Here is a 22,005-nt window from a genome sequence, read left to right as displayed (position 1 = left end):
CTAGCCAAATTTTACTTATAAAGTCATTATGTTAAGTAAAATTTGGCTAAAATCATAAAAAATTTTATTCCGAAGGGCCGCTTTGAATAGATTCGCAAAACGCATAATCCCATGCCTAGACGTCAAAGACGGACGAGTAGTAAAGGGCGTAAATTTCGTAGGTCTCGTGGATGCGGGCGATCCGGTCGAGATAGCCAAACGCTACAACGAAGAGGGCGCGGATGAGCTGTGCTTCCTAGATATCACGGCGTCGCATCTGGGGCGCGATACGATCGTGGACGTCGTGGAACGGGTTGCGCGCGAGCTTTTTATCCCGCTGACCGTGGGCGGCGGCATCCGCACGATCGATGACATCTCTCGCCTGCTAAACGTCGGCTGCGATAAGATCAGCCTCAACTCCGCCGCGATAAAAAATCCGAATTTAATAGACGAAGCGGCGAATAAATTCGGCTCGCAGTGCGTCGTGATAGCGATCGATGCGAAACGAAATTCGATTGAAATTTCGCGCGGCGATTTATATGGCGAGGCAAGGAATTCAAACGGAGATTTACACGGCGGCATGCGAAATCCAGACACAAATTTAGGCAGTGAGGCGCGGAATTTCGGCGAAATTTTACGCGGCGCGCAGGATGAAATTTTAACTGGGAACGGCGAACTTTGCGGCTATAGCGTGTTTATAAACGGCGGCAGGCTAGATACTGGCAGGGATGCGCTTGCTTGGGCAAAAGAGGCGCAGGAGCGCGGCGCGGGCGAAATTTTACTCACGTCGATGGACTGCGACGGCGTTAAAAATGGCTTTGAGTTAAATTTGACGCGCATTTTTAGCGCGCTTGATATCCCCGTGATCGCAAGCGGCGGCGCGGGTAAAATGGAGCACTTTAAGGACGCATTTTTAGCGGGCGCGGACGCATGCCTGGCGGCATCGATTTTTCACTTCAGAGAAATCGAAATCAAGGCGCTAAAAGCATATCTGCAGGAGCAAGGCATCGAAGTGAGACTGTAAATTTAGTCAGGTTTATACCGTGGGGTTGAAACTTAGCTGTCAAAGCGACTAAACAATTAATTTTATTTCAGCCCTTCGTTATCTTACAAGTTTTTTGACAAGTATTATTTTGCTTAGATAAAATTTATTCGTTTTAGCTAAATCATAAGTTTTTTTAAATACTTTTCCATCTTCTACCCGCCACCTGCCCTGCTACCATTATGGAAGGTAAGGGCACAGCTCTCATAGATATTTACTCAATTTATTTTAATTTCATCCGATACTTTACGACGAAAAAATTTCAAAATTTAGCCTTAAATTTATCGTCATTTTGCTATGATTAGTGAAAAATAACGAAAGCGTGAATCCATAAATGATAATCTCTGCCGGACGAAATGAAATTTTTGATTTTGCCCTGCCTATGGGCGTGGGGCTAGTGGATATGAGTATAAATTTGACTAAATTTCTATGTGAAAATAGGCAAAGCTTGCCGAGTGAGATCATTTTCGTGGGTTCTGCAGGGCTATATAAAGAAGGTGAAATTCTAAAAATTTATGAAAGCAGATCGGCTGCAAACTGTGAAATATCAGCGCTTTATGAACTTTCATACTCTCCGATTAGTTTTGAAATTGCAGCTAGGAATTCTGCCGATGTTTCATATGAAACAATAACCAATAGCTCAAATTTTATCACGACTGATAAAAAATCTGCGCTAAAATTCTTTGAGCGAGGTTATTTTTTAGAAAATATGGAATTTTTTTCGGTTCTTAAGGTAGCTCAAAAATTTCAAATTCCCGCTTCCGGAATTTTTTGTGCAACGAATTTTTGTGATTCAAACGCTCACGCAGATTTTTTAAAAAACCACGCCGCTGCAAAAGAAAATTTAACCAAATATCTAAAAACTAAGGCATTAATTTGAAAAATATCTTTGATTTTACGATGAAAGAGCTTGAAAATTTCGTCGAACCAAAATTTAGAGCCAAGCAAATTTACGAATGGATTTACAAAAAGAACGTGGACGACTTTGCACAAATGCTAAATCTACCGAAAGAGATCCGTCAAAGTTTAGCCCAAAATTTTTATTTAGACCCGCTTAAATGCGTCAGATCCGAAACAAGTAGCGATGGCAGTATCAAATATCTTTTCGCTCTCAAAGACGGCAAGACGATCGAAAGTGTCCTGCTGCCGATGAAGGATGAGCTGCGAGATGAAAACGAAAAAATTATAAGACACGCGCGCTACTCAATCTGCGTAAGTTCACAAGTGGGTTGCAAAATTGGCTGCAGCTTCTGCTTGACAGCAAAAGGTGGCTTCGTACGAAATTTAACTCCAGGCGAGATCGTGGCTCAAATTTGGCTCATCAAGAAAATGAACGCGATCCCGTACGAGCGCCGCGTCAATGTCGTATATATGGGGATGGGCGAACCGCTTAATAACCTAGACAACGTTGCCAAAGCTGTGCAAATTTTAAAAGAAAACGACGGACTCGCCATAGCGCCACGTCGCCAAACGATAAGCACTAGCGGACTTTCTACGCAGATAAAAAAGCTTGGCGAAATGGATCTTGGCGTGCTGCTCGCGATCTCACTGCATGCAGTGGATGACGAACTGCGTGAAAAACTAATGCCGATAAATCGCGCCTACAATATCGCATCGATCATGCAGGCGGTGCGCGAGTTCCCAATCGATCTGCGAAAGCGCGTGATGTTTGAATACCTAATGATCGATGGCGTAAACGATCGCCCAAGCGATGCCAAAACGCTAGTGAAGCTTCTGCACGGCATCCGCGCAAAGGTAAATCTGATCTATTTTAATCCGCACGAAGGCTCGAGCTTTGGCAGACCAAGCCCTGAAAATATGATAAAATTTCAAGACTATCTATGCGCGCACGGCATTACTTGCACGATCCGCCAGAGCAAGGGGCTAGATATCAGTGCGGCGTGCGGACAGCTTAAACAAAGAAACGAGCAAGGTAAAATTTTGGCTCAAAGTAGTATCAGTGCCGATAAAATTTCGAACAAGTAGAGGAAAAATTCGGCGATTATTTTCAGATCATAAGGCAGATCAGTAAAAAATTTATAAAGGAGTAGCAATGGACGCGCAAAAAATAATGGATGAGAACAGCATCTTCTTAAACAGATCGCTACTTAAAAAATCCTAGATTACAAACGCTGAAATCATCCGCGAATTCCTTCTTATCTACCCTTAACATTTCGAATTTTCATAGAAATTAACAATTACAATCCAAGTCTCATACCAATATCTTGCGATATTTCTATTGTTTGTTTTTGTTCTATGCTACGGTCTATACCCAAACCAAGCATCCTCTTGCAATATTCCCCAAAAGAAGCAACTACCGTTTTGCTCCCCATGCTTGCTATTAATGCCGAGCTTTCTAAATTAACAGAGCTTCCCGCTCCACCCTTTTGCTTAAATAGGAAATTAGCGTATTCGTCAAATTCTTTTTTAAATATTCCATGTTCTTGATTGTATTTTTTAAAAGAATCAACACCAGATTTAAAATCTTTTATACTGCCACCCAGCTTATCTTGAAGCATCCAATATTTATGCGCTCTGAGCTCAAATTTACCGTAATTTTCGCTACCGAAAATAAATATATGAAACCCCGTTGTCTAGCCAAGTTGAATTATATGCTTTTATGGCCTTAGCGCTTTTTTCCCAATATAGCCATCGCAAAATAAAATCGTCTTAAAATTTTCAAATAACTATAGATGAGGAATTAATAAATTAAACGCCGTTGTAACCACAAAATTTTATAAAAACCGGCAAAAGCAAAATCATGGTCATAAAAATAATCGTCGCCACTTCAAAATTTTATTGAGTTGCTCAAATTTTACCGATTTTCGCGAGATTATAAAACTCTCTTGCGGCATCAAATTTGCTTTTTATCTCGTATCGTTCGCCGCCTAGTTCGAAGCAAATTGCATTCGCATGCAGCAACAATCTCGGTGCTCCCGTCGTTCTGACCCGCTCCGTCTCATCCATCTTTTTATCCAATATCCGCTCCGCTTGCTCTCGCGAAAGCCCATACAGCGGCTCTCCCAATATCGGCGCACCCGCGGCAAATAGATGCAGCCTGATCTGATGCTGCCTACCCGTCAGCGGATAGCACTCGATCAGGCTAGCGTCTATGTCCGAGAAATATCGCAGCGGGCGAATCAGCGTGATCGCCTCCTTGCTGTCGCGCGATATTTTCATACGAATTTTAAGATCGGCAAACTCGCCGCTAGGAGCAATAGGAGCATCAATTACAAACCCCTCGAAATCCTTTAAAAATTTCAGTTTTTCGCTAAATTTTGCGTATTTTGCAGGCTCAAATTTTTTCAAATTTACACAGCCCTTAGAAGTAGCTGGCAAAGATTTAGCCGCAGATAAGGCGCAAGGTTTATGTCCGTTATCCGCGCTACTCATCGTGATAGCGGGTTTGAGCTTATCACTCACGCCGCAGGATAAGTCATCAAATTCAGATCTGCTGTCAACATCGCCAGTAGGAGCGCCGGAATTAAATTTAACCTGCGCGTCGTAAGATAGAGCATCGCACCACAATCCCCTACTCGCACCATTAGACAAGATATTAAATCCAAATTTATTGCCTGTTCCTTTTAGAGCTAGTGTATCGCGCAAATCCGATACGCTACTTGGTAAACTCACAGCATCGCCCGCGAATTTTGATCCGCAAATTTCATCAAAGCCTAGAGCATAGCAACTCTCTATCTCACCATTGCAAGCGGCACTTTGCAAATCCCCTCGCAAGCCCTCTCTCAAATCCCCTTGCACGAGCGCTAGATAGCTTTTCATCACTCTACGCTGTTCGAAGCACTCTTTAAGCTCGCGCGCCGCGTCTTTATCCTTGGCGACAATAAGAATTCCGCTGGTTTCTAAATCAAGCCTGTGCGCCACGCACGCGTCCTGCCCGTATAGCGACCAGATCTCGTCATACATATTATAAGGCGAGTTGCGCCCGCTCGGATGGCTTAAAATTCCACTCGGCTTGTCAAATGCCGCAAACGCATCGCACTCAAAGATCGGCTTCAGTCCGCGCGGCTCGCATTTGTAATCGATCAAAAAAATTTCTCCGCAAGCAACGGAGTTTTTATGTAAATTTTGATCCTCTGCATCGGTTACGCGGCGCTTGTCACAGATGCGCTGCGCGGATTTCATATCGTATCCGAGGCTAAGCAGAATTTCGTAAATTTTGCGCCCCTCAAAGCTTCCCAAGCTTCTTTTCTCATAACCCATATTAAACTTTCAGCCCTATTTTTATATAATTTTTGCCATCATTATACAAGAAATTCTAACCGAAAGGCTACTAAAATGGTCGAAAGATACGCAAGAAAAGAGATGTCTGAAAAATGGAGCTTGCAAGCCAAATACGACGCGTGGCTAAAAGTCGAGCTCGCGGCGGTTAAGGCGTGGAATAAACTAGGTCTAATAAGCGACTGTGATAAAGATAAAATTCTACAAAACGCAAGCTTTAGGATCGAGCGGATAGATGAGATCGAAAAGACCACCAAGCACGACGTGATTGCATTTCTAACGAGCGTGAGTGAGAGCCTTGGGCAGGAGAGCCGCTTCGTGCATTACGGCATGACTAGCAGCGATTGCATCGATACCGCCGTTGCACTACAAATCAAAGAAAGCATGGAGCTTATCATTGAGGATGTGCAAAATTTAAAAGCTGCGATAAAATCTCAAGCCATGAAGCATAAAATGACACTGATGGTCGGGCGCAGCCACGGTATCCACGGCGAGCCGATCACTTTCGGACTCGTGCTTGCGGTCTGGTATGATGAGATAAATCGCGCGCTAGAGCTTTTGCAACACGCAAAAAGCGTTATCAGCTACGGCAAAATAAGCGGTGCGATGGGGAATTTCGCCCACGCTCCACTAGAGCTGGAAGAGCTAGTGTGCGAATATCTGGGGTTAAAGCCCGCTCCCGCGTCCAATCAAGTCATCCAGCGCGATCGCTACGCGCAGGTAATGAGCGCACTTGCGATCCTAGCTTCCAGCTGCGAAAAGATCGCTATCGCAATCCGCCACTATCAACGCACCGAGGTTTATGAGGCAGAGGAATTTTTTAGCCCAGGTCAAAAGGGCAGCTCTGCGATGCCGCACAAACGAAATCCTGTGCTTAGCGAAAACGTAACGGGACTATGCCGTATGATCCGTAGCTTCGTAATACCTGCGATGGAGGACGTAGCACTATGGCACGAACGCGATATTAGCCATAGCTCGGTCGAGCGATTTATCCTCCCCGACGGCTTTATAACTGCTGATTTTATGCTAAATCGCTTGACGAGCTTGATCGAAAAACTGCTCGTATATCCCGAAAATATGATGAGAAATCTAAATTTAACCGGTGGGCTCGTATTTTCGCAGCGCGTGCTGCTAGAGCTGCCTAAACGAGGAGTTAGCAGAGAGGATGCTTATAAAATCGTACAGCGTAATGCAATGAAGGTCTGGGCGGATCTGCAAGAGGGCAAAAAAGCTATAGATGAGCAAGGACATAGCCTATTTTTGCAAAATCTGCTCGCAGATACAAAGCTGCGAGAAAAGCTAAGCGAAAGCGAGATCAAAGAGTGCTTTGACTACAGATATTACACTAAAAACGTAGACGCGATTTTCGCTAGGGTTTTTGGCAAATAGCAGGCACGACGACTTGCTATTTTAAAACTCCGAGCTAGCTTACAAAATATAGCGAAGCAGCTAGAAATTTATGTTTGCGCCGAAGTATTTTAAAAACAGCGATTGAAATTTTAAAATTTTTACAAAGACAAAATTTTAGTAAAAGCGTAGCGCTTGCGGATAAATCTGGTATCTAAATCCGCAAGAACAAGCGCCACTGCTTTTACCATGAATTTATAAAGGCAAAATTCTACGCTTGCGGCTAACATCAAAATCGTAAAATTTAATGCTTTAAAACGGTAAAATTCTTAGGTGTAGTAATTTTTAGAATTTTACCGCAAAATTTAAGTGCTAATCCCAAAGATGTAAATGCGAGATTTCCATAAAGCAAAATGGCATTTCTGCGTCGTACTCGAACTAGGGGTCGTGAGATATCCGAAGCAATTATGAAACAAATTTAAAGTGGCAAATGGAGACATTGATAAAATTCCGCTTTTTCAACTTGAAATTATAACGATTCTTAGAAAAAAGCAGATTGAGTAAAATTTCATAAATTCCATCAATTTAAGTGCTTAGCAGATAGCACTAAAAATAGGAAATTAAGCTTGCGTAATGATATTTTTAAAAATTTTAAAATTTTATATGCGCAAGCGGGTAAAATTTGACGTCTAGTACCGGCAGCATCCTTTGATTATCATATAATTACGTCTGAATTGCTAGCAAATCTCAGATTAAACAATTCTGCGATTTGACGTCTAATAATTATTTGGAATTTAAAATGGATGGAGCGGGAGTTCGTTCGCTCCATCCTGCGCTAGCACGTTAGAATTTTTAGAATTTAAAGTTATATCCTAGATATAGTCCATGATTGGTCTCGTAGGCTTTATCTATATCCTCTCCGAGCTTACTAGCCTTGTATCTCGTATAGTCCGCTTTGTAGCCAAACTCGATCTCATTATGCTCATCAAAGCTATATAAACCGCCTAGCCTTGCGCCGATGACCCAGCCTGGTACTGTCTTTGATATAGAGTCACTATCGCCGCTGAAGTCATTATACGAATCTTTGTATTTCAAAAACGAAACCCCCGTATATGCGCCCGCTACTAGCCTAAAGCTATTCGTAATCTCAGGCGTAAAATCTCCGCCTACTAGCAAGCTATGCTTATTCCAAGAGTGTTTAAAATCTCCATCCTCATCACTACCATTTTTTGTAACCTTAAAGTCATACATATACTCGCCGTATGCTCTAGCTATACCAAAATCATAGCCAGCCTTAAAACCTATCGCAGCTTGCCCCTTATGATCTTTAACGGTGCCAGAGTCTCCATCCTCCGACCATTTGGCTGTAAGACTAGATTTAAACGAGTAATCCCCCTCGATGCCTAAAAGCAAACCCTCGCTAGAGCCTACGCTAACGCAAGCCGCAGCGGCAAACGCCGCGATTAAAATTTTGTTTTTCATATTTTCTCCTTACAATTTATGATTTCAAGGCTTCTCGCCACAGCCGCTCTTACCGTTTTATAACTTACGATCTTTGAGCCTCCTCCACCGGATTCACTTACAAATCCGTTTAAAATTTGTTGATTATAATAGCCCCCCCCCCCACTTAAATTTTGATAAATTTTTGAGGCAAGACGCGCAATTTTATCTCACTCGCCTTGGATAAAATTTTATCTCGCTTGCTAAGGATAGAATTCTATCTTGATTGCCAGCACGGAATTCGACGAAATTCTACGCCGCCTCCCTTGAGCAGTTAGCAAATTTAATGTCGGGTGTCATTAAAAAATAATCTGTGATGAAATTTAAAGCGCTTACTTAGTTGTTCGTTTTTATGTATAATTTAAAATTTACACACGAGATAAGTGCCGTGTTACCGATAGTAACTGCACTTTTAAAAATTTAAGACGATTTGATTTGGAATTTATAAAATTCCCGCCTCATTTTTGTATCATAAGCCAAATCCAAAAAAGGAGTATCTATGGAAGAACACAAAGTGGAGTTACGCAACTCCCGCTTACAAGGGCCGCTAGACTCAGACGTAGACGAGCTGGGTTTAGACAGGCTCACCGACACCGTGCCGTTTCCTAAGCGTGGCGTAATTATCATGGCAATTGCCGCTGCAGTGGGCTTTGCTCTATATGCCGCACTACCATTTGAGCCCAATGTCAAAAAAGGCCTTGCGCTACTTGCTTTCATCGCGATTATGTGGCTTACAGAGGCCGTGCATATCACGGTAACCGCGCTTATGGTGCCGGTGCTTGCGGTAGCTATCGGACTTGGTAAATTCGCTAAAGATGGCACTTTCACGGCTGCCACCATCAAAAGCACGCTTGCAAATTTTGCAAACCCTACGATCTTTACCTTTTTCGGTGGCTTCGCGCTGGCAACGGCTCTGCATATGCAAAAGCTAGACAAAAAGATCGCGATGTGGCTAATCGCCCGCGCAGGCGGTCGCTTGGGTGTAGCTGCGATTTTAATCTGCCTTGCTACGGCGATCCTTTCGATGTGGGTTTCAAATACCGCAACTGCTGCGATGATGCTTCCGATCGCGCTTGGAATTTGCGCCAACATGGACGAGAGCAAAGATCGCGGCACGCTTGTGTTTTTGCTTTTAGGCATCGCGTATTCTGCAAGCATCGGAGGTCTGGGCACGCTCGTGGGATCTCCGCCAAATTTAATCGTGGCTCAAGCCTTGCACTACAGCTTCGCGGACTGGATGAAGGTAGGTTTGCCGCTAATGTGCGTGATGCTACCGATAATGCTTGTGGTGCTTTATATAATTTTCAAGCCGAATTTAAGCCATAAAATAGAGATGGATCTGGAGCATATCCCTTGGACGCGCGAGCGCATTATTACGATCGTCGTATTTGCTCTAACAGCGCTTGGCTGGATATTTTCAAAGCAAATTTCAGCCCTTGTGGGCTTTAAAGTGGATGATGCTTACGTCGCCATCTGCTCGGCAGTCGTAATCGTCATACTAGGGCTTGCCAAATGGCACGATATCGCCGAAAACACCGAATGGGGCGTATTGCTGCTTTTCGGCGGCGGACTTACGCTAAGTGCGGTTTTAGGCGATTCCGGAGCTTCTAAGGTACTTGGTGATCTAGTCGCGCACACTTTCGGCGGAGCGCCTACTTACATCGTACTTTTGGTAACAGCGGTTTTCATCATCTGCCTTACGGAATTTACGAGCAATACCGCTTCAGCGGCGCTTTTGGTACCAGTATTTGCGGGAGTGGCGGCGCAAATGGGGCTACCGAAAGAAACTCTTACTATAGTAATCGGTGTGGGCGCAAGCTGCGCTTTCATAATGCCGGTAGCGACGCCACCGAATGCTTTGGTTTTCGGCACGGGACGCATTCGCCAGGCGGAAATGGTGCGGAGTGGCGGAATTTTAGCGATATTCTCCGCGTTTTTGGTTTCGGGGTACGCGTATATTTTCTACTCGTAAAATTCCGTCAAAATTCTATAGTCCGGGTATCTGCCCGGACTAAATATATTTATAAGATATATTTTTGAACTCCTAAATTTTCGGAATTTTTATAAAAAAATTCTAATTTAATACTATTTTAATCAGTTATCTGTATAATACGCATATTTTACGGAAAGAAGAATTTATGGATTTTGATTTTATAGCCAAATTTAGCCCGATGTTCGTAAAGGCGGGGGTTTTAACACTGAAGCTCGCATTTTACGGGATTTTACTATCCATCATCATCGGTTTTATCTGTACGTTGATAAAATACAAAAGATTGCCTCTATTAAGTCCGCTCGTGAGCGCATATATCGAGCTATCGCGCAATACTCCGCTTTTAATTCAGCTATTTTTTCTATACTACGGCCTGCCGAAGCTGGGCGTTCAAATTTCAGGCTTTACCTGCGCGATTGTAGGTCTTGCGTTTTTGGGCGGAAGCTATATGAGCGAGAGCTTTAGGCTCGGTTTTGAGGCGATAAAAAAATCCCAGATCGAAAGCGCGATGAGCCTTGGCCTTAGTGAGGCGCAGATAGTATTTTACGTCGTGCTGCCGCGCGCCTTTGCGATCGCCCTGCCCTCCATCAGCGCAAACATAATCTTTCTGCTTAAAGAAACTTCGATCGTTAGCATCGTAGCGCTCGCTGATCTCGTTTATGCCGCAAAGGACGTGATTGGATTGTATTACAAGACGAACGAGGCGCTATTTATGTTAAGCGTTTCGTATCTGATCATAATCTTGCCGCTTTCGCTAGCGCTTACGCTGCTTGAAAAGCGCCTTGCGTATATGAGAGGCTAGCGATGGAACTCTTAAGCGGCGAAAATTTAATCAGGCTTTTAGAGGGGCTTGGGGTCACACTGCAAATCGCGCTCATCTCGATCGCGGTTTCGCTCGCTCTAGGCTTGGTGCTTGGAATTTTAATGGCCTCGGGGCGCAGAGCCTTATACATCCCGCTTAAAATTTGCCTGGAGATCGTGCGCATCATGCCGCCCATCGTTTGGCTATTTATCGTATATTTCGGCGCGAGCAAGGCATTTGGCATCCACATCTCAAATATCGCGGCTTCGATCATCGTCTTTAGCGTCTGGGGTGTTTTTGAGATGATGGATCTGGTGCGCGGCGCCGTACTTAGCATCCCCAAGCATCAGTTCGAAAGCGCAGAAGCGCTCGCATTTAGCAGATCTCAAATTTATCTCTACGTCATCCTGCCGCTTGCGATGAGGCGCCTAGTGCCCGCAACGATAAATTTATTCAGCAGGATGATAAAAACAACCTCGATCGCCGTGCTAATCGGCGTCATCGAGCTCGTCAAGGTCGGACAGCAGATCATCGAAGTGAATGTCTTCCGCGACAATTATGCGCCACTAATCATCTACGGAGCGATATTTTTCGTATATTTTTTGATCTGCTATCCGATCTCGGCGCTTTCAAAAAAACTAGAAAACAGGTGGAGCTGATGGGAATTTTAGAACTTCATAAAATCAATAAATTTTACGGCGAGCTGCATGCGCTAAAAGACGTCAGTCTTAGCGTCGCGCAGGGCGAGGTCGTAGTGATCCTAGGCCCTAGCGGCTGCGGCAAAAGCACCCTGCTTCGCACGATCAACGGACTTGAGCCAGTACAAAGCGGAAATTTTATAATCGAGGGCGAGCGGATCGATCAAAATTTCAAAGAGTGGCGCAGGATCAGACAAAAGATCGGCATGGTCTTTCAAAGCTACGAGCTCTTCGATCATCTAAGCGTGCTGCACAACATAATCTTAGGCCCGATGAAGGTGCAAAACGTTCCGAAAGAGGAAGCGATAACTCTAGCACGCGAATGGCTAAAGATCGTAGGTCTTGCGGATAAAGAGAACTCCTACCCCAAAGAGCTTAGCGGCGGGCAAAAACAGCGCATCGCGATCGTACGAAGCCTGGTGATGAAGCCCAAGATCATGCTTTTTGACGAGGTTACAGCGGCGCTTGATCCCGAGATCGTGCGCGAGGTGCTAGACGTAATGCTAAATCTCGCCAAAGAGGGGCAGACGATGTTAATCGTAACGCACGAGATGGGCTTTGCGCGCGCCGTAGCCGATCGCATAATTTTTATGGACGACGGACACATCGTGGAGATTAACGAACCGGAGGCGTTCTTTACCGCTCCAAAGAGCGAGCGCGCGAAGAAATTTTTAAATATGTTCGAATTTAAAAAATAAATTTTAATAAAGGAGAAAAGATGAAAAAAACGCTAAGCACGCTTTTTATCTTAGGTGCGTTATTTTTCGCAGGCTGCAACGACGAGGGCAAAGGCTCCTCAAATTCCGCGCAAGGTTCCGCCGCGCCGCAAAGTTATATCGACGGGATTAAAAAGCGTGGCGTAGTAAGGATCGCGGTTTTCGGCGATAAGCCGCCGTTTGGTTATATCGACGAGACGGGTAAAAACGCGGGATATGACGTGTATTTTGCAAAACGCATCGCAAAGGAGCTTTTGGGCGATGAGAGCAAGGTGCAGTTTGTGCTCGTAGAGGCTGCCAATCGCGCAGAATTTTTAGCATCGGATAAGGTCGATATCACGCTTGCAAATTTTACCGTCACGCCAGAGCGTAAAGAGGTCGTGGATTTCGCGCTGCCGTATATGAAGGTAGCCCTCGGCGTCGCGAGCAAGGACGGCGATATCACCGATGTTTCGCAGCTTAAGGACAAAACGCTTTTAATCAACAAAGGCACAACCGCGGATCTGTATTTTACGAAAAACCATCCCGAGATCAAGCTTTTAAAATTTGACCAAAATACCGAGACTTTCGGTGCGATGCTGGATGGCAGGGGCGATGCGATCGCGCATGATAATACGCTTTTGTTTGCGTGGACGAAGTCAAACCCTGGCTTTAAGGTAGGTATCCGCTCGCTGGGCGATCAGGACGTCATCGCGCCTGCGGTCAAAAAGGGCAACGACGAGCTTCGCAAATGGCTTGACGATCTAATCGTAAAACTCGCGGACGAGAAATTTTTCCACGCCGACTACGACGCGACGCTAGCGCCCGTTTACGGCGACGACATCAAGGCTGATGACGTCGTAATCGAGGGCGGGAAGTTATAAATTTAGTCCAAGCTTGAAGTGCATTTCAGGCTAAATTTCATTCCAGAGAATCAAAATAAGCATCACGTTTTTCGTCAAAAACAGAAAGAAGCCTTCGGGAGACGAAGCGCTCGTGATGAGCGTAGAGGAGGCGCTGCGACTGGTGCCGAATTTATCGCAGTTTAACGCCGACGAGGATGATGAGGAGTTTGACGCCGAGGGCTTTTACGGCGCGAAACTCGACGAGCTTGACTGCCTCGTTGCCGGCACGGACGGACTTAGCGGACGCGGTTTTGAGATCGGCTACGAGGACGGCACGTATAACATCCGCGTCAGCACGCCTAGCACCCATGCGGATTGGTAGATCGCGCTAGAATACCTCAAAAATTTGACGCTGAAAATGGACGGCGAAATCGTGAGCTAGGACGGAGAGAAATTTAACGCGCAAAATATCGAGGGTTTTGACTATGAGCCCGATATACGCGCAGGACTAGAGGCGATAGAGCAAAATTTGCAAAAAGAGGCGCAAATCAGCACTATTTACGGCAAGCGAAACGAGGTGTCGTTTGATCAAAAGATCATAGCTCGCATCCTAGGCACGAAAGATCCCGCGGGCGAATTTAGCAAATTCGTAACCGATATCCAAAACCTAGACGCGTATTTTGCAAATCAGATGTTTTACCGCGGGAACGATAGCGGCGAGATCATCGGGCAGTACGTCCTGTCGCAAGGCGTCGTTACCACGCTGCCCTTTGAGCCTAGCGTGGAGTATAAAAATTTGCAAATGCTAGGCGACGAAAAAGTCGCGCGGTGGTCGGTCGCGATATTTGGCGGAGAGGGGCGATGACGACGAAAAATACGAGATCCTAGCGACGCTGAAATATGAAAATTTCATCCAAAATTTGCCGAAAGATGAATACGAATTTATCGACGCTAAAAATATCGTCGTAAGCGCGTTTAGCAAAGCGGAATTTGACGCGCTCATCGCAAAATGCGGCGAAGAGGGGCTAGCGGATTAAATTTAAATGCAACATTTAAGGATGGCTAAATTTAACCGCGACTTAATAAATTTACTCGGTTGAATTAAGGAGATAATTTCTAAAGCCAGGGAACATGTTCGATAAATCTGCTAGCTTAGCTTAAAATCAAACGCGGAGAATTTAATTAAACAAGCAAGTGAAGAAATTTAAACCTCATTTCGCACAATGGGTTTTTCCGCTTCATTTTTTCACTCTAAATTTTTATAAATTTACTCACAAACGTTAAAATTGCCTATCAAGATTGAGTTGAAATTTATTCGAAAGGAAATTTATGACAGGTTTCGCAAACAAGGCTAAATTTAAAATTTTCGCCGTATGCGTTTGCATCGGATTTAGCGGGCTAAGCTTAAGTGCGAGCGAGCTGGAGGGTAGATGGAGCATTGTTTCCGTCACAGCTCAAGGGCAAACCTTCAAAACGGCGAGACAAAAATGCTTGGAGGGTTCGTTTATCGAGGCTAGCGGCGATAGCGCGCGTCTTAGCCTAAGTAGTGCGAACGGCAACTCCTGCGAAAAAGCCGAACACGACTTTGCCCTAAAAAGCCTAGGCGGCGGCAGATACTCGCTTGGCGGCGGCGAGCTACGGCTAAATAACGGCTCGCTCGAATACAAACAAGGCGCGGACGGCGACGAGATCGTATTTACCTTTAAAAAAGATGAGGTAAATTTAGCCGGCATCGTAAACGGCGCCGTAAACCAAGCCGGCCTCGACGGGTCAAATTTAAGCGGGATCGAGGGCAGATGGGAGCTAGTCTCGCTAAAGGCGCAGGGGCAGAGCTTTAAAGTCGCGGGGCAAAAATGCTTTAGCGACTCGTTTTTTGAAATTTCGGGCGACGAAGCGACGGTCGGAATCGTGGGCGTAAACCCGGACGGCTCGTGCAACAAAAGTGCCGGCAAAAGCGGCTACGAAAGTCTAGGCGGCGGAAAATACGCGCTTAGCGCTAAAGGGCTGGGTGAGTTTTGGCTAAGGGACGGCATGCTCGAATACAAACAGGTCGCGGACGGGCAAGAGATCTTGTTCGTCTTTAAAAAAAGCGCGGCGCAAGCAGGCTATAGCGCAAATTCGGCGCAAACTAAATCAAGCTCAAATTTAAGCAAGCCCGCAAAAGATCCTAGCGTCAAACACAGTAGCGCCGGGGCGAGCAAAAAAGGTTCGGGGGTATTTGGCGGTACGAAATTTAACATGCTTCTAAACACGAGCGAGGATTATTCCTTTTACCTACGCGACGACGGCACCTACGCGAGCCGCCTAGAAAAGCCCGACTGGCGCACGCGCATCGACGGCACGTATAAGGTCAAAGACGGCATCCTAACGATAACCAGCAACGACGACTACGACACGAGCTACTACTGCGAGAACGACGACTGTACCTTTTTGTGGAACTCCATCGGCACGGGGTATTATATGTTTCAAGCGCAAATTTCAAGCCAAATGCCGAAGGACTGTTTCTCTTTTCGCAAGGCTAGCTCGTCGTCCCTGCACGGCTGGTCGGGCGGCAGCGATACGGTGAGCGTAGGCGTGAGCGGATACTACTGCTTTGACGGCAAAGGGCGCTTTAACTCGGGCGGATCGTCGTATGCTACGGCAACCTCGGGTACCGCCGGCGGCGGCATAGGCGGGGGCAGCTCAAAATCGCGCAGCGACGAGGGCTCATATACGCTCGATCAAGGCGAGCTAACGCTAAAATACGACGACGGTACGGTCGTTCGCCACAGCTTTTTCTACACTTCGCCGCGTAGTAAAGATAACAAAGCCATGGCGATCATCGACGGCGAGGTTTATCGGTAGGCTCGCAGTTATAAGAGCTTTTATGACCTTATAGGACAAATTAGAAACCTCGTGATGCGGCGGTTTCATAAAATACACTGGAAAGGAAATTTATGGTTAAATTTAAGATCTTTGCCGCATGCGCTTTTGCCGGAATTTGCGGGCTAAACTTAAACGCAAGCGAGCTACAGGGCAAATGGAGCATAATCTCAGCCGATGTAAACGGACAGAGTATGCAAACGACGGGGCAAAAATGCTTAGAAGATTCGTTTTTTGAAATTAACGGCGACGTCGCAAAATTCACGCTTAGCAATGCAAGCGGCGACTCGTGCAAAAGCGGCAAACAAAGCTACGGATATAAAAGCCTTGGCGGCGGCAGATACGCCCTCATAGCAAGCGGCGAATTCCGACGGCTCGTGCAAGACGGGCGAGGGAAGTAGCGGCTATAAGAGCCTTGGTAGCAGCAGATACGCGCTAGATAAAGACGCAGGCGAATTTAGATTAAAGGGCGACACGCTCGAATACAAGCAAGCGAACAATAACCTCGTATTTACCTTTAAAAAACGGGCAGGCGAGACAAGCTCAAGCAGCTCGGCACGAACTAAATCAAGCCCAAGCGCAAATCAAGCAGCAAACGTAAAAGACTCTAGCGTAAAGTATAGCGACGCAAAAGCCACCAAAAAAGGCACGGGCGTGTTTGCGGGCAAATGGTTTTTCATAAACACGAACATTGACATCGCCTTTTATCTACGCGACGACGGCACCTACGCGAGCCGCCTAGAAAAGCCCGACTGGCGCACGCGCATCGACGGCAAACAAAGCGCATATAGCTGTGAGGATGCGGACTGCGAGTTTTTGTGGAGCGACGGCGGATATCATCTTTTTAAGGCTCAAATCTTAAACGAAGTGCCAAGAGGCAGCTACTCGTTTACCTCCGCTAGCTCCATGTCCGTCTACAACGCCTCGGGCGGTTTGGACGTCGTTGGCGGAGGCGCGAGCGGATACTATGACTTCGACGGCAAAGGCCGCTTCAAGGACGGCAGCTCGTCGTATTCGTCCGTCTCTACGAGCGCTGGGGGCGGCGGCGGTACGAGCTCTAGCAGTAGCGCGGGCTCATATACGCTAGATGCGGGCGAGCTCACGCTCAGATACGACGACGGACGGACGCAGCGACATAGCTTTTTTTACATTCCGCCTACTAGCGAAGGCAAGGCAGGCGGAGCGGTCGTCGACGGCGTGATATATTTTTTAGACGAATAAATTTAGCGCGGGCTAGCTCGGTTTTAAATTTAGAGATCCGGTTTTTAAACGCAAATCGCTAGCCCATCAAAACGATCGCTTTAAAATTTATGATTTAATTCGGCTTGCGGTTTGCGATTTAGTCGAATTTACGGGCGATTTTGAGTTTTATTGAATTCACTTTATTTATAAATTTACATTTCTGTGCGTCGCCAGAGCCGTATGCGGCCCGCCGCCGTCATACTCCACAGCGCCGCCGCCCACTTCATTCGCTCCAAATTTTGCGGTTCAAATTTAGCTCGCTCACGATACCCACAAGCGCACCGATCTCATCTACGTAAAGCGCTATCGTAGCGTCCTGCTTTAGCGAGCAGTCGATTCTAGGCTCGAAATTATCGCGCCAGGTCTCGATCGCCACGTAAATTTTATCCTCCCTTAGCACCGCGTTTATCTGCGAACCCAGCCTTAGATAAACCTCCGTCAGTCGCTGCATCAAAAGTGGCGTCAGAGCGTATCTAGCGCCCACTTGATCGGTCGTATAGACGTCGAAAAACTCCTCAAATTTCACATCGTCCATATTCGCTCGCTGTCCGTATCTGCGCAGATTTCGCGAGTTTTTGTGACACACCCGCACCTCGCAGTTAAGCCTTTTGTGAAAGTCCGCGACGAAAAGCACTCCTTGAAATTTTACGTCGGTGCGAGTGCCGTTTTTGGTGCGCACCTTTTCGGCGGCGTAAAAGTCGCTAAAGCTAACGCGCACGCCCTGCACCTCCCCGCTCATCATATCCTCGCTCGATTGCTCGTTTATGTAGCAGTCGTAAATTTCAAAAAACTCATCCGTCCCCAGCCCGCCATTTTCATCGTAGCTAAGTCCGAAGCTTTTTGCGATGCTCGCGACGACCCTGTTTTTAAAATTTGATCTGAAATTCCGTCTTTTGCTCGCCGTTAAAAGAGCGCTCACGACGCCGTAAACGGAGATGCCGAAAAATACGCTGGCCGCCACTTCGTCCCAAAAGCGCGCCACCAGTGCGCCCACACTGGTCCCTACGACAGCGGCGATTAGACCGGCCTTTTTCACCGCTTTTTGCAGCGCCGCGCGCTCATCCTCTAGGCTCTGTAGATCGGCTAGAAAGTTAAATTTTGACCCGGCTACTCCGCTCTCTTTGCCCCCACCCTCGCCTTCGGCGACTTTGGACTCAAACCTTCCGTAGGTAGAGGATGTGCGGCTATCGCTGTCTTTGGAGCCGCTATCCTCGCCCGCTTCAGCTTTTAATACCTGCCCCTCTTTCGCATCGACGCTAAAAATTTGCTCGGTTTGCGCTGCGCCCTGCCCTAGCGCGCCCCTGTCTTGCGCCGTATCAAAGCCGCTAAATTTATCAAAATTTGCGCGCTGTGCGCCCTCGTTTTTGCTAGAGCTCAAGCCGCAAAATAGACGGTAGAGCAGTCCGTTTAAAACCGGGAAGATGATGAAAAGCGCGACTATTAGCCAGTTTGTATCAAACGAGACGGGCTCCGCCCTCGTATTTAAAAGCACGTAAAGCCCGAGCAGCAGCAGGATTATCAAAAATGAGATGAGCTTGCTAATGCGCGAGAGCTTTTCGCGCCGTTTTTCAAGCAGGTAAAGCTTCTGCGAATCGCCGTTTCTATCCATACCCCGCCTTTTGTAGCGCATTTAAGCGCCGGTCTATTTGCCGCGCGCTAAATTTAAACGTTTGCGCACCGCCGCCTGATCGACGTTAAATTTAGCGCAAAGCTCGCGCCCTGCTGCGATAAATTTTAAAATTTACTCCGTCGCTTTAAATTTGGCCGCCATAAAATTTTAAATTTCGTCCTCACCGCGCCGCAGCTCGTTTAATGCGGGCAAATCTTTAGCGCCTCTTTCAGCCGCCCTAGCCCGTCTTTTAGCAGCGCTCTAGAGGTCGCGATATTTAGGCGCAAAAATTTCTCGCCGCCCTTGCCGTATTGCGCGCCGCAGGAGAGATACAGCCCCGTTTTTTCGCGGATGAAGCGCGCAAGCTCCGCGCTATCCTGCGTGTAAGCGCCCGCGTCAAGCCACATCAGATAAGTCGCGTCTTGCGGCACGACATGCACCTGCGGAAGCTCACGCGCGATAAATTCCGTCGCGAATTTACGATTTTCGCTGAGGTATTCGCGCAGCGCGTCCAGCCACGGCGCACCCTTCGTAAATGCGGCGATCGCTCCTTGGACACCGAAAAAATTCGGCTCGGCGATGTCGTCGGAATTTAGCGCCTTTGAAATTTTATGACGCAAGCGTTTATCCGCGGCAAAAACCGCCGCGCTCTGCAGCCCCGCGATGTTAAACGCCTTGGTTGGCGCGATTATGCTGGCCGAGATCCTCTCGCAGCTCTTGCTTGCCGCAGCAAAAGGCGTGTAACGTACGCCCGGCTCGGTCAGATCGCAATGCACCTCATCGCTAAGCACCGTCACGCCGTGCTTCTCACACAGCTCGCCGATACGAGCAAGATCGTCCCTGCTAAAGGTGCGTCCGACCGGATTGTGCGGGTTGCAAAGGATAAAAAGCGTCGTCTGCGGATCGGCGAGCTTAGCCTGTAGATCCTCCCAATTGATGCTATAATCGCCGTTAGCATAGGCAAGCTCATTTTCCATCGGCACGCGGGCGGCGTTTTTGATGCAGTAGTAGAAGCAGTTGTAAACGGGGCTCATCAGCAGCACGTTTTCGGCGGGCGAAGTAAGCTTACGGATGATCGAGTCGATCGCGGGCAGCGTGCCGCCGGCATAGATCAGCCACTCCTTTTGGATTTCATAATCGTGGCGCGCAAGCCACCAGCCTTGATACGCGCTACGCCATTCATCATCGATAATCGAATAGCCCAAAACTCGCTCATTTAGCCGCTTTTGCAGAGCCTCGATGATCTCGGGCGCTACGGCAAAGTCCATATCCGCGACCCACATCGGAAGCTCGTTCTCGCCTACGTCCCATTTAAGCGACTTCGTGCCGCGGCGGTTCGGTAGGGTGTCGAAGTCGTATTTCTCCTTGCCGCTTATAAAATCAAAAAGTCCCATCTTACGCCCTTAATTCAGTAATAATTTCAGTTTTAGACGCGTCCGTTGCGCCGTCTAGGATCAGCTCGCCGATGCTTGCCGCGCGGATTAGCCCGCTGCTTGGATTTTTGACGCTATCGATTGCGCCTTTTACCTCGGCACGGACGTCGCTGTATTCAAACGCTAGCGTCGTATTTATGAGCTCGCAGTCTTGCAAGTGCAAATTTTGCATATAGCAAAAGCCCTGCAGACTCTCGATTTTGCAGTTTCGCAGCGTTACGTTTTTGGAATTCCACCCGAAGTACTCGCCCGCGATAAAGCAGTCCTCGATGAGGATATTTTCGCAGTTCCAAAACGCGTCCTTGGATAGGAGTTTGGAGTTTTTGATCGTTACGTTTATGCAGCCGTCGAAGCAATAATCCCCGAAGAGCGATAGATTTTCGATGCTTAAGTTTTCGCAATCAAGCCCGAAATACGCGCCCTTTGCGGTGACGTTTTTTAGCGTAACGTCGCTGCAGTGCCACAAGGTCTCTTGCGCATCATGAAATTCTACGTTTTGCAGTGCGGCATCTTTTACGCGGCGAAGCCCCTTGGGTGCGCCGTAGAGGCAGTCTTTTAGCACCACGCCGCGGCTATACCAGATCCCTGCGCGCGCGATCTCGTCGAAGAAGCAGTCCTGTGCGCGGATATTTTCGGCGTACCAAAACGGATATTTCCACTCAAATTTACAATTTTGCGCGACGATATTTGCGCTGTGTTTTAGTGGCGACTCGCCCTCACCGAAGACGGAATTTTCGATCCGCAGATCCTTTGCACCGAATAACGCGCGCTCGCCGCTAAAGTGCTTTTGTTTTAATATTTGCATGGCTTTCCTTAGATTTAAAATTTGCTTCAGATTATACAAGGAATTTCAAAATTCTGCATAGATTAGGCGTATGAAACGCAAGCGAATTTTAAAAATTTTAAAATTTAAAGGCGGCGAGGAGCTAAATTTGATGTGCTGCGGTAGCGATTACGAAACACATGCGGCGAATGCGCGGCAAATCGCCGCGCGCCCATGGCCTATAATGGCGCTTCACAAAATGTAGATAAAGCGCACCTAGGTCGCTACGGCTAGTCGCGTATTCGTTTAGGCGCCCGTATCTGTCCGCGACGCGCGCCGTCCAAAAGACGCATAAAATTTATCGCAAGCGGCGCCTTATAAAATTTGTAAAATTTTCTACAATCAACGTGCAAGTTCCTCTAAAGCGTCGTGTCTGAAAAAGCGTAAATTTTACCCCGCGCACAAACGGGCGCGTCTAATGCTCGTGGTGATGCGAGTGCGCGTCTTCGCCGCGGTCTCGATCTGTAGCGCGCTTTCGTAGATCAAAATACACAAAAAGCCCGCTAGGCTCGCCATCCTCGTAAATTTCAAGTTTGTAGCGCATTACGGCATGCGTGCACACCGCAACGTCAAGTGTCGCTTCATAGCCGTCTGCACTGCGCTTTAGCGGGAATTCCGCATTGCCCATATTCATACTCACGCCCGAAATTTTAACGCTCGGATTTTTCAGCTCACGCGAAATTCCGCTTATTTTTAGCTCGTTTGCTCCCGCTTCGATCGGATGGCGCGCTACGCTAAAGAGCGCCTTCTGCCCGCCAGCGTTAGTCTCGCAGTCCTGCGCGGCTAGATTGCAGCCCAGACGCGTCCTTATGTCCTTAAATAATGCATCGCTCTCATCCGCGCCAAATCCTAAAGTAGCGGCGAAAATCAAGCTAAAACGTAGAGCCTTTATCATTATG

The 22,005-nt window shown here is 47.1% G+C and carries 21 protein-coding genes and 1 pseudogene; 15 read left to right on the top strand and 7 right to left on the bottom strand.

The genetic code is table 11. The features are described 5' to 3' along the window. Positions 1-82: 82 nt before the first annotated feature. The 3 genes from hisF (at position 83) to rlmN (ending at position 3,007) form a co-directional block, all read left to right on the top strand. Positions 83-1,003: an imidazole glycerol phosphate synthase subunit HisF gene (hisF, locus tag CGRAC_RS00275; protein ID WP_005873062.1), complete on the top strand. Its 921-nt coding sequence runs from the start codon at positions 83-85 to the stop codon at positions 1,001-1,003. Between the two features lie 352 nt (positions 1,004-1,355). Next, positions 1,356-1,901, top strand: coding sequence for a hypothetical protein (locus tag CGRAC_RS00270; protein ID WP_005873060.1), 546 nt, complete (start codon positions 1,356-1,358; stop codon positions 1,899-1,901). Next, complete coding sequence (rlmN, locus tag CGRAC_RS00265) at positions 1,898-3,007, top strand: 23S rRNA (adenine(2503)-C(2))-methyltransferase RlmN (protein WP_005873059.1); 1,110 nt, start codon at positions 1,898-1,900, stop codon at positions 3,005-3,007. Before CGRAC_RS00270 ends, rlmN begins: the two co-directional genes overlap by 4 nt. Before the next feature lie 212 nt (positions 3,008-3,219). Here the strand turns inward: rlmN and CGRAC_RS00260 are convergent, their stop codons facing one another. After that, entirely contained in the window at positions 3,220-3,540 is a 321-nt protein-coding gene (locus CGRAC_RS00260; RefSeq protein WP_005873058.1) for a hypothetical protein, read from the bottom strand. 289 nt (positions 3,541-3,829) lie between these two features. Next, positions 3,830-5,242, bottom strand: a complete 1,413-nt coding sequence (locus tag CGRAC_RS00255; protein ID WP_005873057.1) for a pseudouridine synthase — start codon at positions 5,240-5,242, stop codon at positions 3,830-3,832. Between the two features lie 75 nt (positions 5,243-5,317). On the opposite strand from CGRAC_RS00255, the gene purB reads away from it, so the two are divergent. After that, positions 5,318-6,649, top strand: a complete 1,332-nt coding sequence (purB, locus tag CGRAC_RS00250) for an adenylosuccinate lyase (protein ID WP_005873056.1) — start codon at positions 5,318-5,320, stop codon at positions 6,647-6,649. A gap of 810 nt (positions 6,650-7,459) precedes the next feature. Here purB and CGRAC_RS00245 read toward each other — a convergent pair. Continuing rightward, positions 7,460-8,089 (bottom strand): outer membrane protein, encoded by a 630-nt coding sequence (locus CGRAC_RS00245; protein WP_005873054.1) that lies wholly within the window; start codon positions 8,087-8,089, stop codon positions 7,460-7,462. A gap of 643 nt (positions 8,090-8,732) precedes the next feature. Between CGRAC_RS00245 and CGRAC_RS00240 the strand changes: the two genes are divergently transcribed. The 10 genes and pseudogenes from CGRAC_RS00240 (at position 8,733) to CGRAC_RS12340 (ending at position 17,220) form a co-directional block, all read left to right on the top strand. Next, positions 8,733-10,079 (top strand): SLC13 family permease, encoded by a 1,347-nt coding sequence (locus CGRAC_RS00240; RefSeq protein WP_005873052.1) that lies wholly within the window; start codon positions 8,733-8,735, stop codon positions 10,077-10,079. A gap of 166 nt (positions 10,080-10,245) precedes the next feature. Then, positions 10,246-10,899, top strand: coding sequence for an amino acid ABC transporter permease (locus tag CGRAC_RS00235; protein WP_005873050.1), 654 nt, complete (start codon positions 10,246-10,248; stop codon positions 10,897-10,899). Between the two features lie 2 nt (positions 10,900-10,901). After that, positions 10,902-11,558, top strand: coding sequence for an amino acid ABC transporter permease (locus CGRAC_RS00230; protein WP_005873049.1), 657 nt, complete (start codon positions 10,902-10,904; stop codon positions 11,556-11,558). Then, complete coding sequence (locus CGRAC_RS00225) at positions 11,558-12,295, top strand: amino acid ABC transporter ATP-binding protein (protein WP_005873048.1); 738 nt, start codon at positions 11,558-11,560, stop codon at positions 12,293-12,295. The genes CGRAC_RS00230 and CGRAC_RS00225 overlap by 1 nt, the downstream gene beginning before the upstream one ends. 20 nt (positions 12,296-12,315) lie before the next feature. Continuing rightward, positions 12,316-13,176: a cysteine ABC transporter substrate-binding protein gene (locus tag CGRAC_RS00220; RefSeq protein WP_005873047.1), complete on the top strand. Its 861-nt coding sequence runs from the start codon at positions 12,316-12,318 to the stop codon at positions 13,174-13,176. A 34-nt stretch (positions 13,177-13,210) separates the two neighbouring features. Then, positions 13,211-14,002, top strand: a pseudogene (locus CGRAC_RS12350) (DUF4299 family protein). Continuing rightward, positions 13,983-14,174, top strand: coding sequence for a DUF4299 family protein (locus tag CGRAC_RS12655; protein WP_005873044.1), 192 nt, complete (start codon positions 13,983-13,985; stop codon positions 14,172-14,174). Before CGRAC_RS12350 ends, CGRAC_RS12655 begins: the two are co-directional and overlap by 20 nt. Positions 14,175-14,466: 292 nt before the next feature. Next, on the top strand, positions 14,467-15,981 hold the full coding sequence (locus CGRAC_RS00210; protein WP_005873043.1) for a hypothetical protein: 1,515 nt from the start codon (positions 14,467-14,469) through the stop codon (positions 15,979-15,981). 92 nt (positions 15,982-16,073) lie between these two features. Then, a complete protein-coding gene (locus tag CGRAC_RS12345) occupies positions 16,074-16,400 on the top strand; it encodes a hypothetical protein (protein WP_005873041.1) in 327 nt (108 codons plus the stop codon). 253 nt (positions 16,401-16,653) lie between these two features. Further along, positions 16,654-17,220: a hypothetical protein gene (locus CGRAC_RS12340; protein ID WP_005873040.1), complete on the top strand. Its 567-nt coding sequence runs from the start codon at positions 16,654-16,656 to the stop codon at positions 17,218-17,220. 244 nt (positions 17,221-17,464) lie between these two features. On the opposite strand, the gene CGRAC_RS00195 is transcribed toward CGRAC_RS12340, so the two are convergent. The 3 genes from CGRAC_RS00195 to CGRAC_RS00185 form a co-directional block, all read right to left on the bottom strand. After that, positions 17,465-18,850 carry a DUF3137 domain-containing protein gene (locus tag CGRAC_RS00195; RefSeq protein WP_005873039.1) on the bottom strand — a complete coding sequence of 462 codons (1,386 nt, stop codon included), beginning with the start codon at positions 18,848-18,850 and terminating at the stop codon, positions 17,465-17,467. A 200-nt stretch (positions 18,851-19,050) separates the two neighbouring features. After that, positions 19,051-20,244, bottom strand: coding sequence for a MalY/PatB family protein (locus CGRAC_RS00190; protein ID WP_005873038.1), 1,194 nt, complete (start codon positions 20,242-20,244; stop codon positions 19,051-19,053). A 1-nt stretch (position 20,245) separates the two neighbouring features. Beyond that, positions 20,246-21,088 (bottom strand): DUF3737 family protein, encoded by an 843-nt coding sequence (locus CGRAC_RS00185; RefSeq protein ID WP_005873037.1) that lies wholly within the window; start codon positions 21,086-21,088, stop codon positions 20,246-20,248. Between the two features lie 70 nt (positions 21,089-21,158). On the opposite strand from CGRAC_RS00185, the gene CGRAC_RS11635 reads away from it, so the two are divergent. Next, on the top strand, positions 21,159-21,311 hold the full coding sequence (locus CGRAC_RS11635; RefSeq protein WP_005873036.1) for a hypothetical protein: 153 nt from the start codon (positions 21,159-21,161) through the stop codon (positions 21,309-21,311). A gap of 210 nt (positions 21,312-21,521) precedes the next feature. Here the strand turns inward: CGRAC_RS11635 and CGRAC_RS00180 are convergent, their stop codons facing one another. Beyond that, on the bottom strand, positions 21,522-22,001 hold the full coding sequence (locus tag CGRAC_RS00180) for a hypothetical protein (protein ID WP_005873035.1): 480 nt from the start codon (positions 21,999-22,001) through the stop codon (positions 21,522-21,524). Between the last annotated feature and the right edge of the window lie 4 nt (positions 22,002-22,005).

The sequence above is a fragment of the Campylobacter gracilis genome, assembly GCF_001190745.1.
GTDB classification, from domain to species: domain Bacteria; phylum Campylobacterota; class Campylobacteria; order Campylobacterales; family Campylobacteraceae; genus Campylobacter_B; species Campylobacter_B gracilis.
The sequence above is the reverse complement of the archived record's forward strand: the minus strand, read 5'-3'. Positions and strand labels throughout refer to the sequence as shown.

Excerpts from the sequence above, each read along its gene's own strand:
- CGRAC_RS00180 (WP_005873035.1), bottom strand. The coding sequence starts at position 22,001 with ATGATAAAGGCTCTACGTTTTAGCTTGATTTTCGCCGCTACTTTAGGA.
- CGRAC_RS00185 (WP_005873037.1), bottom strand. The coding sequence starts at position 21,088 with ATGCAAATATTAAAACAAAAGCACTTTAGCGGCGAGCGCGCGTTATTC.
- CGRAC_RS00230 (WP_005873049.1), top strand. The coding sequence starts at position 10,902 with ATGGAACTCTTAAGCGGCGAAAATTTAATCAGGCTTTTAGAGGGGCTT.
- CGRAC_RS00190 (WP_005873038.1), bottom strand. The coding sequence starts at position 20,244 with ATGGGACTTTTTGATTTTATAAGCGGCAAGGAGAAATACGACTTCGAC.
- CGRAC_RS00220 (WP_005873047.1), top strand. The coding sequence starts at position 12,316 with ATGAAAAAAACGCTAAGCACGCTTTTTATCTTAGGTGCGTTATTTTTC.
- CGRAC_RS00240 (WP_005873052.1), top strand. The coding sequence starts at position 8,733 with ATGGCAATTGCCGCTGCAGTGGGCTTTGCTCTATATGCCGCACTACCA.
- CGRAC_RS00195 (WP_005873039.1), bottom strand. The coding sequence starts at position 18,850 with ATGGATAGAAACGGCGATTCGCAGAAGCTTTACCTGCTTGAAAAACGG.
- CGRAC_RS00235 (WP_005873050.1), top strand. The coding sequence starts at position 10,246 with ATGGATTTTGATTTTATAGCCAAATTTAGCCCGATGTTCGTAAAGGCG.
- CGRAC_RS00270 (WP_005873060.1), top strand. The coding sequence starts at position 1,356 with ATGATAATCTCTGCCGGACGAAATGAAATTTTTGATTTTGCCCTGCCT.
- CGRAC_RS00245 (WP_005873054.1), bottom strand. The coding sequence starts at position 8,089 with ATGAAAAACAAAATTTTAATCGCGGCGTTTGCCGCTGCGGCTTGCGTT.
- CGRAC_RS00255 (WP_005873057.1), bottom strand. The coding sequence starts at position 5,242 with ATGGGTTATGAGAAAAGAAGCTTGGGAAGCTTTGAGGGGCGCAAAATT.
- CGRAC_RS11635 (WP_005873036.1), top strand. The coding sequence starts at position 21,159 with ATGAAACGCAAGCGAATTTTAAAAATTTTAAAATTTAAAGGCGGCGAG.
- CGRAC_RS00210 (WP_005873043.1), top strand. The coding sequence starts at position 14,467 with ATGACAGGTTTCGCAAACAAGGCTAAATTTAAAATTTTCGCCGTATGC.
- purB (WP_005873056.1), top strand. The coding sequence starts at position 5,318 with ATGGTCGAAAGATACGCAAGAAAAGAGATGTCTGAAAAATGGAGCTTG.
- CGRAC_RS00225 (WP_005873048.1), top strand. The coding sequence starts at position 11,558 with ATGGGAATTTTAGAACTTCATAAAATCAATAAATTTTACGGCGAGCTG.
- CGRAC_RS12345 (WP_005873041.1), top strand. The coding sequence starts at position 16,074 with ATGGTTAAATTTAAGATCTTTGCCGCATGCGCTTTTGCCGGAATTTGC.
- CGRAC_RS00260 (WP_005873058.1), bottom strand. The coding sequence starts at position 3,540 with ATGCTTCAAGATAAGCTGGGTGGCAGTATAAAAGATTTTAAATCTGGT.